This window comes from Actinophytocola sp., from assembly GCF_049647105.1.
GTDB lineage: Bacteria > Actinomycetota > Actinomycetes > Mycobacteriales > Pseudonocardiaceae > Actinophytocola.
This window is the reverse complement of sequence record NZ_JBARWZ010000183.1, coordinates 19,538-36,125: the sequence shown is the minus strand read 5'-3', so window position 1 is coordinate 36,125 and position 16,588 is coordinate 19,538. Positions and strand designations below refer to the sequence as shown.

Below are 16,588 nucleotides of genomic sequence, written 5' to 3'. Positions count from 1 at the left end.
GCCCAGCGCCGAGGGTCGTGGCGGCGGTGCCCGGGGTCGTGACCGCCGACGTGGCGGCCGCGAGGAAGGCGGCGGCCGAGCAGACCGCGTTCTACGACGCCGTGCCCTCCTACCAGCGGTCGATTGCGCAGTCGGGTGCGGAGAAGGCCGCCGAGCTGGTGGTGCTGGGCGACGAGGAGACGGTCGCGGCTGAGATCGGCCGCTACTTCGACGCGGGAGCCACCGAGGTGGTGCTCACGCAGACCGACCTGACCACCGAGGAGGACCGGCTGCGGACCTGGCGCCTGCTGGGTGAGCTGGCCCGCCGGTGATCAGCGTCCCGCCGACACGGTGACCGGGTGGCCGACCACGGCACCGAACAGGTAGCCCTGTGTGTTGAAGGGCGCGATGCCGGGCTGGGCGGCGCCGGTCCGGTCGACGGCGCGGGCGCGCAGCGTGTAGGTGCCGGGAGCCGTGGGGCGCCAGGGAAGCGACCAGCGCTGCCACCCGGAGCCGTTGCCGTGCGGGATCGCGCGGTGCCAGGAGTGTCCGTCGTCGGTGCTGACGTCGACCTTGCGGATGCCGCCGGTGCCCGACCACGACCTGCCATGCAGGTGGTGGGTGCGCCCGGCGGCGAGCGTGCCGTTCCACGGCAGTTCGAAGGCACTCTTGGTGTTCTGCGGGCCGAGAAGCTCGCCGTCGGATGGGTAGTCCGGGCCGAAGAACCGGTAGAACTGGGTGTTCCACGGCGACACGAGCGGGGTGTCGGAGACCTCGATGCGGCCGAGCCATTTGATCGACGCGATGCCGATCCAGTCCGGCACCACCAGCCGGACGGGGAAACCGTGGTCGGGCGGGAGCGGTTCGCCGTTCATCTCGTAGGCGACGAGGACGTCCTTGAGCGCCTTGCGGATGGGCAGTGGGCGGCGGACGGGGCCGAGGTTGACGCCACCGGTGACGTAGTCGGGATCGAGTCCCTGGGGAAGGACGTCGACGGCGGCGCGGCGCAGTCCGGCTCGTTCGAGCACGGTGGACAGCGGGACACCGCGCCAGCGGGCGACGCCGACCGCGCCGAGCCGCCACGGGGTGCCGGACACCGTCTGGCCCTGCTGGGAGGTGAAGAAACCGCGGCCGTTGCCCGCGCACTCGATCCGTGCGGTGACCGTCTCGGCGGGGAGGTCCAGCAGGTCCTGGTAGGTGAACTCGACGGGGTTGCCCGCCGTTGGTGCGCCACGCAGACCACTGCCGGACAACCGGAGCCGCCACGTGTCGGCCGACAACGACGGGGTCAGCGTGTGGTTGCGCACGAAGAAACGGTCGGCGGGTACCAGGTCGCCGACTCCGGCGAGGGCCTCCCAACGCGTCTCGGCGTTGGTGCCGTGGACGATGAACTTGTCCTCGGGCAAGGGTTTCACGATGGGCCCGGGAGCCTCGTCTGCCGTGGCGGTCCACAGTGGAGCAGAAAGCGGGATCGACGCCGTGGTCAGCGTCGCCAGCCGCAGGAACGTCCGCCGGCCCAGCCGCACCCGGTCGTAGGTGGCTTCGTCGGTGAGATCGTCGCGCTGGTCCATTTTCCGCTGCCCCTCTCGCCATGCCGGAAATCCGATGATGCCGCCTTCGGGCCGGGCCGGTGTGTGTTCCCATTTCCTGAGAAGGGGCCGACAGGTAGTTGAGGAATCAATCAGCGTGGTGACGCGTTGGACCAGTCGTGAAGAACATCGGCTTCCTCTCCTTCGGACACTGGTCGGACAGTCCGCACTCGCGGACGAGGACGGCGTCGGACGCGTTGCTGCAGGCCGTCGACCTGGCCGTGGCGGCGGAGGAACTGGGCGCGGACGGCGCCCACTTCCGGGTCCACCACTTCGCCAGGCAACTGGCCTCGCCGTTCCCGCTGCTGGCCGCGATCGGTGCGAAGACCGAACGCATCGAGATCGGCACCGGCGTGATCGACATGCGGTACGAGAACCCGATGTACATGGCCGAGGACGCCGGTGCCGCCGACCTCATCGCGGGCGGCAGGCTCCAGCTCGGCATCTCCCGAGGCTCACCGGAGCAGGTGATCGACGGGTGGCGGTACTTCGGCTACGAGCCGGACGACGGCGACACGGACGCCGACATGGCCCGCGCACGTGCCGAGGTGCTGCTGAAGGTGCTGGAGGGCAAGGGGTTCGCCAAGCCGAACCCGCGCCCGATGTTCGCCAACCCGCCCGGGTTGTTGCGCGTCGAGCCGCACTCGCCGGGGTTGCGGGAGCGGATCTGGTGGGGTGCGGGCTCCAACGGCACGGCGGTGTGGGCGGCGGAGCACGGCATGAACCTGATGAGCTCGACGCTCAAGAACGACGAGGGCGGGGCGCCGTTCCACGTGCAGCAGGCCGAACAGATCCGGTCGTTCCGCAAGGCGTGGGCGGAGGCCGGATGGCAGCGCGAGCCACGCGTTTCGGTGTCGCGCAGCATCTTCGCGCTCACCTCCGACGAGGACCACGCCTACTTCGGCGGTGACGGCGAGAGCACCGACCAGATCGGTCACCTCGACGCCGACACCAGGGCGATCTTCGGCCGCACCTATGCCGCCGAGCCCGACGTGCTGGTGGCGCAGCTGGCCGGGGACGAGGCGATCGCCGAGGCCGACACGCTGCTGCTGACCGTGCCCAACCAGCTCGGCGTCGACTACAACGTGCACCTGCTCGACGACATCCTCACCCACGTCGCGCCCGCCCTCGGCTGGCGCTGACCGGCTACCGCGCGCTCAGGGTGTCGCGCGCAACGGGTTTGACCGGCGCCGGCGCGCGGACGCGGGACTGGCGGCGCAGGTCGACGAGCACGACCACGAGCGCGGCGCACAGGAACAGGCTGGCGACCACGGTGGCCCGGTCGAGAGCGTCGCGGTGCAGTGCCGATGGGGCGTCGGTCAGCGAGAAACCGGCGCTGTAGATGGTCGAGTAGTACGCCATCGACGCCGTCGCGACCCCCATGCTGTTGCTGATGCGCTGACCGAGTTGCCCGATGGCGCTGGCCGCGCTGCCCTGGGTGGCCGGGACGTCCATCAGCGTCATCGAGTGGTTGGGCGAGACCACCAGCCCACCGCCGAGGCCCTGTACCAGCTGTAGTGCCGGGATGCAGACCAGCACGGCCGTCGTCGTCAGGTCGCTGTGCAGCACCGCCAGCGTCGCCAGCGTGCTGACCAGTACCAGCAGCATGCCCGTCCCGGTCAGCACCCGGCCGAGCCGGACCACGTACCGGCCACCGAGCCAGGCGCCAAGCACGGAGGTGGCCGAGGACGGCAGCATCACCAGACCCGCCAGGAACGGGGTGATGCCGCGGGCCTCCTGCAGGTAGATGGTCAGCCCGAGTGCGAAGCCGGGGCCTGCGGCGAACCAGGTCAGGGAGACCAGCACGCCGTTGCGGAAGGACCCGACGCGCAGCAGGTCCGGGTCGATCACGCCGGAGCGGCCCGCGGCGACGCGACGGCGGCTGCGTGCCACGAACAGCGCCGCGAGCCCGGCCGCCGGGACCAGGGCAAGCCACCTGGCGTCGACGTCGCCGGGGCGTCCGGTGGTGAAGATGAACGGGACCAGCAGCGCGACCAGGGCGAGGCTGACGAAGGACAGCCCGGCCACGTCGATGTCCGGCCTGCGCCGGTCGCCCTGGTCCCGGCCGACCGAGGGCAGCAGGGTGTGCGCCGCGACGAGCATCGCCACGCCGACCGGCACGTTCATCACGAACACGCCCCGCCAGCCGAGCAGCGGCGTGGTGACGAGCAACCCGCCGAGGCTCGGGCCGAGTGCGGTCGCCAGGCTGACGCACATGCCGTAGACGCCGAACGCCTTGCCACGCTCGGCCTTGCCGAACATCTGCTGGACGATGCCCATCATCTGCGGCATGAGCAGGCCGGCGGCGACCCCGAGCAGCGCGCGGCCCGCGATGACGAAACCGGCCGTGGGGGCGATCGCGCAGACCACGCTGGCGGCCAGGTAGAGGTACATGCCCGCGTAGGCGAGCGTGAGCCGCCGTCCCGCGTCACCGATGCGGCCTGCGGGCACCAGGGTGACGGCGAAGCAGACCACGTACGCGGCCTGGATCAGCTGGATGCCCGCCGGGCCGGGACGCAGCGCGCGCTCGATCGACGGGACGGCGATGGACACCTTGTGGAGGTCCAGCAGGAGGAACCCGGCTGTGGTGCCGCACAACAGGAGTACGGCCCGGCGGTTCGCGAGGGTGGTGGCCATGACGGGACGTGCGACGGCGGCGCGATCGACACCGCACCGCCGTTCGCCGGTGTCCTCAGGCCCCCTGGAGGATCTTGGTGGAGTCGACGAGCTTGCCGAACTCGTTGTCCGAGTCGATCAGGCCCCAGCTGGCCACCCAGTCCACCGTCCGGTTGTACTGGTCCTCGGGGTACGGGCCGGGGTGGATGTAGCGCAACCTGCCCAGCTTGAAGTCCTCCGGCACCAGTTCGGCGACCGGCGCCGCCTGCGTGACGAAGTACTTCAGGTAGGGCCGGATGTCCTCGTGGATCCTGTCAACGCCACGCGTCACCGCGCGGTTGATCCTGGTGAACGTCTCGGCGTCGAGCGAGTCGTTGGCGACCTCGGCGCCGTAGTAGTGCGCCTCGGCGAGCACCTTGTAGCCCTGCTTCTCGGCCACGGTGATCCACGGCTCCATCACCGCGACGGCGTCGATGTCGCCGTCGCGCAGGGCCTCGAAGCGCTCCTTGCCCTTGATCCCGACCAGGTTGATGTCGGTGCGTGGCAGGAAGCCCTCCAGCGTCTGGAGTACCAGGTAGTGCGAGCCGTGGTGGAAGTTGACGCCAACGCGCACGCCGGCCAGGTCGGCGGGGATGTTGTACGGCGAGTCGGGGCGGACGATGATCGCCTGGCTGGCGACCGCGGCCCTGCGGGCCACCACCTTGCCGTTGACCTGGCTGTCCTGGGAACGCCGCAGCTGGCCCCACTCGCACGCGTTGTACAGCTGCGAGGCGCCTGCCTCGAACAGCTTGAAGCTCGAGAACGACGACACCTTGCGCGGGTCCTCGATGAACCGCAGACCGGTCTCCTCGGTCGGCCGGTGGCGGATGAGTTCGATGTCGAGCCCCTCGTCGGTGAAGTAGCCCTCCTCCTCGGCCACGTAGTACGGCAGGTAGAAGACGGCGCTGGTCGCCTCGATCTTGATCTTTGACATGCGATACCTCGTGGCACGTTAGAAGTTCTACGATGGATGCTCCACACTGTAGGTAACTTCTAGCGTGCTATCGTAAAAATTCACATAGTGGGAAGGTATCCCACGACGGCTCGCGGCGGCTTACGTTCCTGGCGGCCCCCGACGAGAGTGAGTCCCACGATGAAGCGCCATTCCCACGACGCGACCAGAAGACGCGTCCGGCTTCCCCGACCCGTCACGGCGACGCTGGCCCTGTTGACCGTGGCCGGTCTCGCGCTCTCGGGCTGCGCCGCAGGCACCGCCGGTGGCGCGGAGAACGCGAGCGGTACGCCCGTCAAGGGCGGCGTGCTGAAGTACCGGGCGGCAGGCGGCGGCAAGTCGTTCGACCCCGCGACGACGACCGGCTACGGCCTGGCCGTGCCGGTGCGCGGCCTGGTCGACTCGCTGGTGTTCAACTCGGAGGACGGCACGTTCGCGCCGTGGCTCGCCACCGAGTGGACGGTCAACGAGAACGCCACGCGGTTCACGTTCACGCTGCGCACGGACGTCACCTTCTCCAACGGAGAGAAGCTCGACGCCGCCGCGGTCGCGGCCAGCTACCAGGCGTTGCGCGACGGCGGCGCCAAGTACGCCGTCGCCAACCAGTGGATCGGCGCGCTCGAGCAGATCACCACGCCCGCCCCCGACACCGTGGTGTTCGACCTCGCCAAGCCGAACTCGTCGTTCCTGCAGGCGGCGTCCAGCACGGTGCTGGGCATCGTGGCACCGGAGACCTCCAAGCTGCCGTTCGAGAAGCGCCAGGAGGGCCTCGGCATCATCGGCTCAGGCCCCTTCGTGGCCAACGAGAGCAGAGGCGAGGAGGGCTACACGCTCACCCGCCGCGACGACTACGCCTGGGCGCCGGAGCCCGCACAGAACCAGGGCCCGGCCTACCTCGACAAGATCGAGGTGCACAACATCCAGGAGAACAGCATCGCCGCGGCCGAACTGCGCTCCGGCGGACTGGACCTGTTGCACAACACCGAACCCGCGGACAAGACCGAGTTCGCGGGCAGTTCGGAGATCACCATCCGGCGCGAGCCGCTGCCCGGCTCGGCACTCGGGTTCGCGGCCAACATCGAGATCCCCGGCCTTGACGACGTGCGGGTCCGCCGCGCACTGTCGCTGGCCGTCGACCGCGACGCGGTGCTCGCACGTGCCTCGGCGATCGACATCCCGCCGAAGGGCGCCTACACCGCGAGCAACCCGTACTTCACCGACCAGTCCGACAAGATCAGGTCCGACGTCGGGGCGGCGAAGCGGCTGCTGGACGAGGCAGGCTGGCGACCGGGCCAGGACGGCGTGCGCACGAAGAACGGTGACCGCCTCTCGTTCGAGCTCGTCTACAGCCCGTCGACGATCTCGCACGAGCCGAACATCGCCGTGGTGCAGTCGCAGTGGAAGGACATCGGCGTCGAGCTGAAGTTCGGCAGCCTCACGCAGGCCGAGCTCAACCAGCGCCTGCAGTCCGGCAACTACGCGTTCTCCTGGGGCTCCGGCACCCGGCCCGACGCGGACGTGCTGCGCTCCACCTACGGCGGCCTTGACGAGGACCTGGACGCGGTCTTCGACAAGATCCTTGCCGAGCCGGACATCGCCAAGCGCAAGACGCTGGCCGCGCAGGCCTCGGCGACCATCCTCGACGAGGCGTACTACATCCCGCTCTACGACTTCATCCAGCCACTGGCCTACCGCAACAGCACCCACCTGCCGCTGTTCGAGGCCACCCACATCCCGTGGCTCGGCGACGCCTGGGTCGACCAGCAGTGAGAGCGCACGACATCGTCCATGTCGCCCGTGTCGTGGCCGGCAAGCTCGCGCATGCGGCCGTGGTGATCTTCGCGGCGTACTCCGCGTCCTTCCTCCTGCTGTTCGTGCTGCCGGGAGACGCGGTGCTGGCCCGCATCGGCACCACCGACACCATCGGCTCCGCCGACATGGCCGACCTCAACCTGGACCTGCTCCGGGACGAGGTCGGTCTGTCGGACAGCCTGTGGACCCAGTACGCGGACGGGCTGACCGGCCTGCTGCACGGCGACCTCGGCCGTTCACTGGTCACCGAGCAGCCGGTCACCCAGCTGCTCGGCGAGGTGGTGCCGAACACCATCACGCTGGCCGCGGTGTCGCTGGCGATCTCGGTACCGCTGGGTTTCCTGCTCGCCGTGCTCGCGGTCAACCCGCGCTCGCGGGCGGTCCGCTCGCTGGCGTCGCTGGTGCCCTCGGCGTATGTGAGCCTGCCGGTGTTCTGGGTCGGCATCCTGTTCGTCTACTTCTTCGCCATCACGCTGGGCTGGTTCCCGTCCAACGGCAGCCAGGGCATCGCGTCGCTGGTGCTGCCCACCGCGGTGCTGGCGCTGCTCGGCGCAGCGCAGTTCGCCCAGGTGCTGATCAGCAGCCTGCGTACGGAGCTTGGCACGACGTACGCGGCGGTCACCGCACCCGCCAAGGGTGCGAGCCGCATGCACACCCTCTACCGGCACTGCCTGCGCAACGCGTCCTTCCCGTTCCTGGCGGTGTTCGGCCTGCGGATCGGGCAGCTGCTCGGCGGCACCGTCGTCATCGAGATGGTGTTCTCCCGGGTCGGGCTCGGCAGGCTGATGGTCGACTCGGTCAAGGCCGTCGACCTGACCGTCGTGCTCGGCCTGGTCGTGGTGCTGGCCGTGGTCTACGTCATCATCAACGCGCTGGTCGACATCGGCTACGTACTGCTCGACCCACGGCTGCGCCGCCGCGCACCACAGGAGGTCGAGGCATGACCGACACGATCACCACTCCCATCGCCGAAGAGGTGCCCGTCCGGCCCGCCGCCGCTCCCCGGCGGCGTGGGCGACGGGTCCGGGAGCTGCACGTCCTCCTGGTCGTCCTGGCGTTTCTCGTGCTCGTCGCCGTCGTGCCCAGCCTGGTCACCTGGCACGACCCGTACGAGCTGGACGGGCTGCCGTTCACCGCGCCGGACGGCGAGTTCTGGTTCGGCACCGACGAGATCGGCCGCGACCTGTTCTCCCGCGTGGTGCACGGCCTGCGGATCTCGCTGTTCTCGTCGCTGCTCGCGGTCGCCGTGGCACTGGCTGGCGGCGCGGTCATCGGCGTGCTGTCCGGGTTGGCGCCCGGCGGGCTGCTCGACCGCGTGCTCGGCGTCCTCACCGAGGCGATCATGGCGATCCCGGCCGTGCTGCTCGCCCTCGCGGTGATCACCACCTACGGGCGCGGTGCGTTCGTCGCGGCCGTCGCCATCGGCATCGGCGAGGCAACCGGGTTCGCCAGGCTGATCCGAGGCTGCGTGATCCAGTCCGGCACGCTGACCTACGTCGAGGCGGCCCGCACCTGCGGCGCCGGCCCGCTGCGGGTCATCACCCGGCACATCATCCCGAGCATCTACCACCCCGTCCTGTCCTACACCGCACTCCACTTCGGACTGGCCATGCTCGCCATCGGTTCGCTGTCCTACCTCGGTTTCGGGGAGGCGCCACCGTCGGCGGAGTGGGGTGTCCTGATCGCGGGTGGTCAGAAGTACCTTGCGCACGCCTGGTGGGTCGCCATCATCCCCGGCCTCGCGCTGACGGCCGTCGTCGTGCTGCTCAGCCGCATCGCCTACCTGCTCCAGGAGGACCACACGTGACTGTCTTGGTACGTGTCACCGACCTGACCGTCGCCTACCGGCGCGGTGACACCGAGGACACCGCGCTTTCGTCGGTCTCACTGGAGATCCCGCGCGGCCAGGTGACCGCGGTGATCGGCGAGTCCGGCTCCGGCAAGAGCACCCTCGCGCACGCCGTCGTCCGGCTGCTGCCCGGCAACGGGCGCATTCTCGGTGGCAGCATCGAGTTCGGCGGCGAGGACGTGTTGCTGCGTGGTGACAAGGCGTTCCGTCCGTTGCGCGGCAGGCACATCGGGTTCGTGCCGCAGGACCCGATCGCCTCGCTCAACCCGACCAAGACGGTCGGTGCCCAGCTGCGGGAGGCGTTCACCCTTGCCCACTCGCCGCTGTCGCCGGGGGAGGTCGACGAGCGGATCCGCCAGGACCTGCGTGACGTCGGGTTCGCCGACCCGGACCGGCTTTCGGCCCGCTACCCGCACGAGCTGTCCGGCGGCATGCGCCAGCGCGTGCTGGTGACCATCGCGTTCTCACAGCGGCCCGAGCTGGTCATCGCCGACGAGCCGACCAGCGCGCTGGACGTGCTGGTCGGTCAGGAGGTGCTGCGTGCCATCCACGCCGCCCGCACCCGGCACGACACCACGGTCGTCCTCATCACCCACGACCTCGCACTGGCCAGCCGCAACGCGCAGACCGTGGTGGTGCTGGATCAGGGCGAGGTGGTCGAGTCCGGCCCGATCGACGAGGTGTTCGCGAACCCCCGGCACTCCTACACCCGTGCACTGCTGGCCAGCTCCGCGCGGGTGGTGCGGGGCCGGGTGCTCAGCATCGCCGAGGCCTACGAGCGACGGCCCACCCGGACCGAGGAGGCACCGGACGCCGGGGAGCCGGTGATCGAGCTGGACTCGGTGGCCAAGCGGTTCGGCACCGCGAAGAACGGCACCCAGGCCGTCGACGACGTCTCCCTCACCGTGCCGCGCGGCACGACGTTCGCGCTGGTCGGCGAGTCCGGGTCGGGCAAGACCACCACCAGCAGGCTGATCCTCGGGCTGGAGCGCCAGGACCGGGGCACGGTCCGGGTCCTCGGACAGGACGTGGCGGAGCTGCGCCGTGCCGGGCTGCGCGCGCTGCGCCGCGAGATGCAGGTGGTGTACCAGAGTCCGTTCGAGTCGCTGAACCCCCGGCTTTCCTTGCGTGGCATCATCAGCGAGCCGCTGGACGCCTACCGGATCGGCACCCGCGCCGAGCGCCACGCCCGCGTCCGCGATCTCCTCGACCTGGTGCGCCTGCCGTGGTCCTATGTGGACCGTCGGCCGCGTGAGCTGTCCGGCGGGCAGCGGCAACGGGTCGCCGTCGCCAGAGCACTGGCGCTGCGGCCGAAGGTGCTGGTACTGGACGAACCGGTGTCCGCGCTCGACGCCACCATCCAGGCCCAGGTGCTGGACCTGCTCACCGAGATCCAGCGCGAGCTTCGCCTCACGTACTTCCTCGTCACCCACGACCTCGCGGTGGTGGCGGACGTCGCCCAGCACGTGGCGGTCATGCGTGCCGGGCGCATCGTCGAGCACGGCAGGACGGACGAGGTGGTACTGACACCACGGGACGACTACACCCAGGCGCTGCTGGGAGTGTAGGGCTTCGAATTCCGGAGAGGACTAGGCGGCGATTTCGGCCTGGACTACCGCGCGGATCTCCACGTCCAGCACGGTCGAGACCGCGGGCAGCACGCGGCACCCGGCGCGGTACTGCTCCAGCAGGAGGTCGGCGTCCGGTTCGGACAGGCCGTCGATCATCACCTCGACCAGTGCCCGGCCCACCTTGAGCCGGTTCGGCGGATAGCGGGACGTGCGGGCCCTGACATGGACGGTGCGAGCGCTCGGGTTGTCCGCGTCGGGGTCGCCGTCGGCGCGTAGCACGTTGAGGAGGTTGACGACGAGGGCCGAGACCATCAGGTCCAGCGGGCCGGGGGCCTTGCCGGGTCCGCCGGAGGCGACCGACCCGTCCGCCAGCAACTCGAACGCCGGGCCGCGTACGGCGAACCGGCCTCGGACGTCCGTGGTGCAGCCGGTGATGGCACTGATGTAGTCGTATCCGGTCATCTGCGCTCCAGCAAGGCGTGAGGTGGGCGCGTTCAGTGTGCGCTGCCGGGCGGTCTTTCCGAGCGCCGTACCGCTATCTGGACACTGTGGACCAGGTCACCGTTTCGTCAGCTCCGCCGCGAAGATCGCCGAGGCCTTCTTCAGCACGTCGATCTCCTCCCGCATCGTCTCGAGCTGTTCGTTCGCGGACTCGAGGTCCGCCTCCAGTTCGGCGATGCGCATCAGCAGCCGTTCCCGGGGTGCCTGCCGCAGCCGGGCGACCGTGCCGGCGCTGAACATCCCGTCGTCAAGGCGTTTCACCCAGATCCGCAGGGACTGCTCGCCCACTTCGAACTCCTCGGCGACCTCACGCAGGATCGACCGGTTGCCCGGTTCGGCCTGTCGGCGCTCGACCACCCGGCGGACAGCGGCGTTGCGTACCTCGTTGCTGTACTTCCGCTCGAACGCCATGCCCGCTCCTCCGCCATCCTGTCTCGACACAGCGTAACGACCACCGAGGGCGCTCACGGCACGGTCACGCCGAGTCGCGGACCACCAGTTCGGTCGGCAGGATCGCGGCGACCGGGGAGCCGTCGGCAACCGCGCTGTGAACGTTCACAACAATCGCGCACCAGGTGGTTCTGTCAAGCGGTTGACATGGGAATCTAGTGGGGTTGTATCCTGCTGGATGGTCACCGTGCGCGTTCACAGTCGCAGGAGTTTCGGATGACCTTCGCGATGTCACGTCCGGCCGAGGTGGCCGCCCCGGGCTGGCCGCTCGGCGTCGCTGGATGGTGTACGGCGGTGACTACGACCCGGAGCAGTGGCCGGAGGAGGTCTGGACCGAGGACGTGGCGCTCATGCGTCAGGCCGGGGTCCACTCGGCGATGGTGTCGCACGCCGGCACGCGCGGCAGGCTGTGGCGCGAGGTCACCGGCCTTGGCGCTGGCGGGTCCGAGTTCTCGACGAGGAGGACGCATGCACACTCCCTGGAAACCCCTTGCCGCCGCGCTCACGCTCGTGGTGGCCCTCGCCGCGCCTGCACACGCGGCGAAACCAGGACCGGCCGCGGCGTCGGTCGCCAACGCCGGTTTCGAGTCTGGCCTTTCCGGCTGGACCAGCACCGGCTCTGCGTCGTACACCGAGGCGGGCGGCCGCTCCGGCGCGACCCGGCTCGCGCACTGGTCGTCGTCGGCCTACCGGGTCGAGACCAGGCAGACGCTGACGGGCCTGTCGGGCGGCTGGTTCACCGCACGCGCCTGGGTGCGCTCGTCCGGCGGGCAGAACGCGGCCTACCTGACCTTGCGTGACTGCGGCGGCGCCGAGAAGCGGGTCGCGCTCCCGGTCTCCGCCGACGGCCTCTGGCTCCGGGTCGCGGTGTCCACCCAGGTGACCTCGGGCCGCTGCACGCTCGCGGTGGTGTCGGACGCGAACGCGGGCAACTGGCTCAACGTGGACGACGTCGAGTTCGCCATGGGCCGGGTCGCCGTGCCGTTCCTCGGCGGTGACGTGTCGACGCTGACCAAGGCCGAGGACAAGGGCGGCGTCTACCGCACCGCGTCCGGCCAGGCCCAGGACGCGCTGCAGATCCTGGGGGACAACGGGATGAACCTGGTGCGGCTGAAGGTGTGGGTCAACCCGGCCGACGGTTACAACACCAAGGAGAAGGTGCTCGCGATGGCCAAGCGGGTCAAGGCCCGCGGCATGGCCCTGCTCGTCGACTTCCACTACTCCGACGCCTGGGCCGATCCGGGACAGCAGCGCAAACCGGCCGCCTGGGCCGGGTACAGCTTCAGCAGGCTCGCCCAGGCCGTGTACGACCACACCTACGACGTGCTCAACGCGCTGCGGGCGCAGGGCACCCCGGCCGACTACGCGCAGGTGGGCAACGAGATCAACCCTGGCATGCTCCTGCCGGACGGCTCGTCCGACAACTGGCCGCAGCTCTCGACCCTGTTGAAGCGCGGGGTAGCCGCGGTGCAGGCCGCGTCCTCGTCCACGAAGGTCATGCTGCACCTGGCCAACGGCGCCGATCTGGGCACGGTCCGCTGGTGGTTCGACAACGCGGTGAGCTACGGCGTCCCGTTCGACGTGGTCGGCCTGTCGTACTACGGCTACTGGCACGGCACCCTCGGCGCCCTGCAGCAGACCCTGTTCGACGTGCCGGCCAGGTACGGCAAGGACGTGATGGTCGTCGAGACGGCGTACCCGTTCACGATGGCCGACGCCGACTTCGAACCCAACGCGTTCAGCGATCCGTCGCTGCTGCTGCCGGGCTACCCGGCCACCTCGGAGGGTCAGCTGGCCCACCTCAACGACGTGATCACGGTGACCAAGGCGGTGCCCCGCTCGCTGGGCTTCGTGTACTGGGAGCCCACCTGGTACGCGGTCCCTGGCAACGGCTGGGATCCGTACAACCCGGCCTCTGGCGACGGCTGGGACAACCAGGCGCTGTTCGACTGGTCGGGCCGCGCCCTGCCTGCGATCACGATCTTCAACCGCTGACCTCCCGGCAGGGTGGGTCTCGTACCAGTGTTGGAATTGGTTCGCGGTGGTGGAACTGTTCGCCGGAACGCCGTGCCCGTAGGCTCGCCGCGATGGACTTCGGGGTGTTGGGGCCGGTCGCGGTGCGGGTGCGTGGCGTGCCGGTCGCGATCGGCGGCACGCGGGAACGGTTCCTGCTCGCGTTGCTCCTGCTTGCCGATGGCGAGCCGATCGCGGGCGCCCGGATCGTCGACGCGCTGTGGGACGACCCGCCGCCGTCGGCGAAACAGCAGCTGCACAACGTCGTCAGCCGCCTGCGCCGCGCCGTCGGCCGCGACGATCTGATCGTCACCCGCACCACCGGGTACGAGCTGCGGCTCGCCGGTGACGACACCGTCGACCTCATGCGGTTCCGTGCGCTGGTCGTGGACGGCAGGCACGCGCGGGCAGCGGGCGACGACGCGGCCGCGGCCGACCTGTTCGGGGTGGCGCTCGCGCTGTGGCGTGGTCCGGCACTCGCCGACGTGCCGGACGAGCTGGCCGGCACCGTCCGGCACGGTTTGCACGAGGAGGGGCTCAGCGCGGCCGAGGCACGGCTCGACGCGCTGCTCGCCATCGGCCAGCACGCCGAGGTGCTCGCCGAGCTGACCCCGATGCTCGTCGACCATCCCCACCGCGAGCGCCTGTATCTGGCCAGGATGGTCGCGCTGCTCGCGGGCGGCCGCCGGGTGGACGCGCTCGACACCTACCGCCTCGCCCGCGAACGGCTCGTCTCCGGTCTCGGCATCGAGCCGGGGCCCGAGCTGCGTGACCTGGAACAGCGGATCCTGCGTGGCGAGTAGGTGCCGCCTACGCGCTCTTCTGCCTGGAACGGCCGGGCGCCTCGGCGCGCTCCTCGGCCGCTGACGTCTTCCGCTCCTCGTCCAGGATCCGGTCGATGTGACGCGACGCCCGGCGGAGCGACCTGATCACCGCACCGAGCACGAGAACGGCGGACACGACGATGGCGGAGACGACCGACCACGACGCGAGAGCGCCGGTGATGACCAGGAGTGCCGACAGGAGACCGATGCGCCGGATGACCTGCCTTCGCGCGCTCCGGTTCGTGGCGGCGTCAGGTCCGTTCAGGTGCTTCTTGTCCTTCACGGTGGTCCGTTCCCATTGCACAGTGTGCCCGCACGCAGAGTAGTGGCCCGATGCTGCCCCGCGCGAAACCTTCGCCGATGATCAGGTAAAACGCTGGATAGGTTTGACTACATTCAGTCATTCAACTTCGTCGTGTCGTTCTCGATTGGTGTTACGCCATGTTGCCCGAGGCCGTCCCGGATGCCACTAATTAACCCATTCGAGTGACATATAAGCGCGAAGGTTCCTCGTATTTCGGTGATGGCCGTTATTGAATCGACAACAATGATCGCCCCGGCCGATATCGGCCGGGGCGATCATTGTTGCGTATGGTGTTCGTCAGGGGCAGTTGGTGCTGCGAGCCAGGTTGCGGTCGCCCCAGTAGACCGGGCTGCCGTCACGGAAGGTGACCCGTTGCACCGAGCCGTTCAGCTTCTGCTCGTAGTGCAGGTGCGGGCCGGTGGAGCCACCGGTGTTCCCGACCCGGCCGATCATGGTCTTCTCGGAGACGCTCTGGCCGACCGAGACGTCCTGCGAGCTCAGGTGCGCGTAGAGGGTCTGCCACCCGCCGCTGTGGTCGATCACGATGTAGCGGCCGTAGGAGGTGTCGCCCAGGTTCGCGACCTTGGACACGGTGCCGGGCGCCGAGGCGTGCACCTTCCAGCCGTTGTCATCGGGGTAGTGGTTGAAGTCGACCGCGTTGGCCGGGCTGTGGTTGGTGCGGGTGCTGGCCTGCCACGTCTCGCCGCACGGGAACGGCAGCCAGAACCGGCCGGTAGTGCCCGGGTTGAACTGGTGCGATGCGTTGTTGTTCTTCAGCGTCGAGTTGAGGTTGCCCTTCGCACCCGACGAGAAGTCCTGGTACGCCCCGCCGTAGCCGGAGTTGTAGTGGACCCGCACCGTCGCGCCGCTGCGGTTCCACACCGACGCGGCGTTGTTCTTGATGCACAGGCCCTTGCCGGCACCCGCGCCCTTGAAGTCGTAGCAGGAGGGCTGGGTGGTGCCGTAGTCCGAGATCGAACCCGTGAAGTCGGAGATCGAACCCGCGTTGTCGCTGTTGTAGTAGTAGCAGAACTCGCCGCTGTCGCAGACGCCGTCACGTGCCGCGGCGGTCGCCGGTGCGGCCGCCAGCGTCGTGACGCCCGCGGCGGCGATGGTGGCCGCGGCGACACCGATCGCGGCCCGCGTCCATCTCGATAATCTGAGCATTCCGGTTCCTCACTGGTGCAGGGTTTTCGGTAGGGAAGAACGACTAGGCGGTCCGGCGGTACTGCTCCCAGGTCGTCTTGGTCACCTGCGGCCCGTCGTCCTGGCCGTTGTTCGCCAGGCCGTTGCGGCCGAGGTAGTACATGCCGACCTGCTTCTGCGCGGGGGTGGACAGGGCGGTGTCGTTCACCGCGATGCCGTGGATGTGCCATGGCCAGTCGTCCTGGCTCGGGTTACGCAGCCAGGCCGCGAACCCCACCCGGCGCAGCGCGGTCAGCACGGCGGTCCGCTGCGCGGCGGTCAGCGCCTCCGCGTCCAGGTCGACCGCGCCCCCGCCGTCGTGCGTGCCCGCGGAGGTGGGGTCGTCCCCCGGCGAGTACGAACCCTGCTCGACCACGAGCGAGACCTTGGCGAGCCGCTGCGCCTCGGTGAGCATGGCGACCGTCCTGGTGTTGAACGGAAAGCCCTGGAAGGTCGTGCGGCTGCCCGGCGTGATGAGGCGGGTCACCGAGAACCGCCCCTCCGCGAGCGCGGTGAGCGAGCCCTTGCCCGGCAACCCGTTGGCGTCCGGCCCGCTGAACCCCAGCGACTCCTGCCAGCGGCCGTACGCGGTGCGCGTCGCGGTGCCGAAGTGCCCGTCCACGTACTGCGCAGCCAGCAGCCCCTCGTCCACGAGGGCCTGCTCGACCAGCCGCACGCTCGGCCCGGCGCCCGGCGTGAGGCCCGTGCCGTCCTTCACCGGGTCGCACTGGGCGGCCAGCACCACCATTTCCATGTCCGCCGCCGCGGCGGCACTCGCGGCGGCGGCGTGCGGTGCCAGCACGGCCGCGACCGCGGCCCCGGGAACCACGGCGAGAAACCCACGACGATCCAATCGACCTGACATGAGCATCACAGTCGGCCAGGCTCGTACAAATCTCATACA

At 69.8% G+C, this 16,588-nt stretch carries 15 protein-coding genes and 2 pseudogenes; 9 read left to right on the top strand and 8 right to left on the bottom strand.

Features of this window, described 5'->3' with window-relative positions; all coding sequences use genetic code 11:
- A pseudogene (locus tag WBA97_RS22230) lies at nucleotides 1-311 on the top strand (LLM class F420-dependent oxidoreductase); the annotation flags it as partial.
- Here the strand turns inward: WBA97_RS22230 and WBA97_RS22225 are convergent.
- Nucleotides 312-1,550 (bottom strand): sulfite oxidase, encoded by a 1,239-nt coding sequence (locus WBA97_RS22225; protein ID WP_424232815.1) that lies wholly within the window; start codon nucleotides 1,548-1,550, stop codon nucleotides 312-314.
- Nucleotides 1,551-1,687: 137 nt separating this feature from the next.
- On the opposite strand from WBA97_RS22225, the gene WBA97_RS22220 reads away from it, so the two are divergent.
- Nucleotides 1,688-2,710, top strand: a complete 1,023-nt coding sequence (locus WBA97_RS22220; protein ID WP_424232814.1) for an LLM class flavin-dependent oxidoreductase — start codon at nucleotides 1,688-1,690, stop codon at nucleotides 2,708-2,710.
- 4 nt (nucleotides 2,711-2,714) lie between these two features.
- Here WBA97_RS22220 and WBA97_RS22215 read toward each other — a convergent pair whose 3' ends face one another.
- Both WBA97_RS22215 and WBA97_RS22210 read right to left on the bottom strand, forming a co-directional pair.
- Nucleotides 2,715-4,205, bottom strand: a complete 1,491-nt coding sequence (locus tag WBA97_RS22215) for an MFS transporter (RefSeq protein WP_424232813.1) — start codon at nucleotides 4,203-4,205, stop codon at nucleotides 2,715-2,717.
- 55 nt (nucleotides 4,206-4,260) lie between these two features.
- Entirely contained in the window at nucleotides 4,261-5,157 is an 897-nt protein-coding gene (locus tag WBA97_RS22210; RefSeq protein WP_424232812.1) for an ABC transporter substrate-binding protein, read from the bottom strand.
- Nucleotides 5,158-5,316: 159 nt separating this feature from the next.
- Here WBA97_RS22210 and WBA97_RS22205 point away from each other — a divergent pair, with 159 nt between their 5' ends.
- From WBA97_RS22205 to WBA97_RS22190, 4 genes are read left to right on the top strand one after another with little or no spacing between them, the layout of a single operon-like run.
- A complete protein-coding gene (locus WBA97_RS22205; RefSeq protein ID WP_424232811.1) occupies nucleotides 5,317-6,945 on the top strand; it encodes an ABC transporter substrate-binding protein in 1,629 nt (542 codons plus the stop codon).
- Complete coding sequence (locus WBA97_RS22200; protein WP_424232810.1) at nucleotides 6,942-7,931, top strand: ABC transporter permease; 990 nt, start codon at nucleotides 6,942-6,944, stop codon at nucleotides 7,929-7,931. Before WBA97_RS22205 ends, WBA97_RS22200 begins: the two co-directional genes overlap by 4 nt.
- Nucleotides 7,928-8,794 (top strand): ABC transporter permease, encoded by an 867-nt coding sequence (locus WBA97_RS22195; protein ID WP_424232809.1) that lies wholly within the window; start codon nucleotides 7,928-7,930, stop codon nucleotides 8,792-8,794. The genes WBA97_RS22200 and WBA97_RS22195 overlap by 4 nt, the downstream gene beginning before the upstream one ends.
- On the top strand, nucleotides 8,791-10,404 hold the full coding sequence (locus WBA97_RS22190) for an ABC transporter ATP-binding protein (RefSeq protein ID WP_424232808.1): 1,614 nt from the start codon (nucleotides 8,791-8,793) through the stop codon (nucleotides 10,402-10,404). Before WBA97_RS22195 ends, WBA97_RS22190 begins: the two co-directional genes overlap by 4 nt.
- 21 nt (nucleotides 10,405-10,425) lie before the next feature.
- On the opposite strand, the gene WBA97_RS22185 is transcribed toward WBA97_RS22190, so the two are convergent.
- Nucleotides 10,426-10,869, bottom strand: coding sequence for a hypothetical protein (locus tag WBA97_RS22185; RefSeq protein ID WP_424232807.1), 444 nt, complete (start codon nucleotides 10,867-10,869; stop codon nucleotides 10,426-10,428).
- 96 nt (nucleotides 10,870-10,965) lie between these two features.
- Nucleotides 10,966-11,319 (bottom strand): hypothetical protein, encoded by a 354-nt coding sequence (locus tag WBA97_RS22180; protein WP_424232806.1) that lies wholly within the window; start codon nucleotides 11,317-11,319, stop codon nucleotides 10,966-10,968.
- Between the two features lie 320 nt (nucleotides 11,320-11,639).
- Here WBA97_RS22180 and WBA97_RS22175 point away from each other — a divergent pair.
- The 3 genes and pseudogenes from WBA97_RS22175 to WBA97_RS22165 form a co-directional block, all read left to right on the top strand.
- Nucleotides 11,640-11,729, top strand: a pseudogene (locus WBA97_RS22175) (beta-galactosidase); the annotation flags it as partial.
- Nucleotides 11,730-11,826: 97 nt separating this feature from the next.
- Nucleotides 11,827-13,353: a glycoside hydrolase family 53 protein gene (locus tag WBA97_RS22170; protein ID WP_424232805.1), complete on the top strand. Its 1,527-nt coding sequence runs from the start codon at nucleotides 11,827-11,829 to the stop codon at nucleotides 13,351-13,353.
- Between the two features lie 92 nt (nucleotides 13,354-13,445).
- On the top strand, nucleotides 13,446-14,174 hold the full coding sequence (locus tag WBA97_RS22165) for an AfsR/SARP family transcriptional regulator (protein WP_424232804.1): 729 nt from the start codon (nucleotides 13,446-13,448) through the stop codon (nucleotides 14,172-14,174).
- Nucleotides 14,175-14,181: 7 nt separating this feature from the next.
- Here the strand turns inward: WBA97_RS22165 and WBA97_RS22160 are convergent, their stop codons facing one another.
- The 3 genes from WBA97_RS22160 to WBA97_RS22150 all read right to left on the bottom strand — a co-directional run bounded on the left by WBA97_RS22160 (nucleotide 14,182) and on the right by WBA97_RS22150 (nucleotide 16,549).
- Nucleotides 14,182-14,478 carry a hypothetical protein gene (locus WBA97_RS22160; protein WP_424232803.1) on the bottom strand — a complete coding sequence of 99 codons (297 nt, stop codon included), beginning with the start codon at nucleotides 14,476-14,478 and terminating at the stop codon, nucleotides 14,182-14,184.
- Nucleotides 14,479-14,796: 318 nt separating this feature from the next.
- Nucleotides 14,797-15,666, bottom strand: a complete 870-nt coding sequence (locus tag WBA97_RS22155) for a peptidoglycan DD-metalloendopeptidase family protein (RefSeq protein WP_424232802.1) — start codon at nucleotides 15,664-15,666, stop codon at nucleotides 14,797-14,799.
- Between the two features lie 43 nt (nucleotides 15,667-15,709).
- Entirely contained in the window at nucleotides 15,710-16,549 is an 840-nt protein-coding gene (locus tag WBA97_RS22150; RefSeq protein ID WP_424232801.1) for a peptidoglycan-binding protein, read from the bottom strand.
- Nucleotides 16,550-16,588 lie beyond the last annotated feature (39 nt).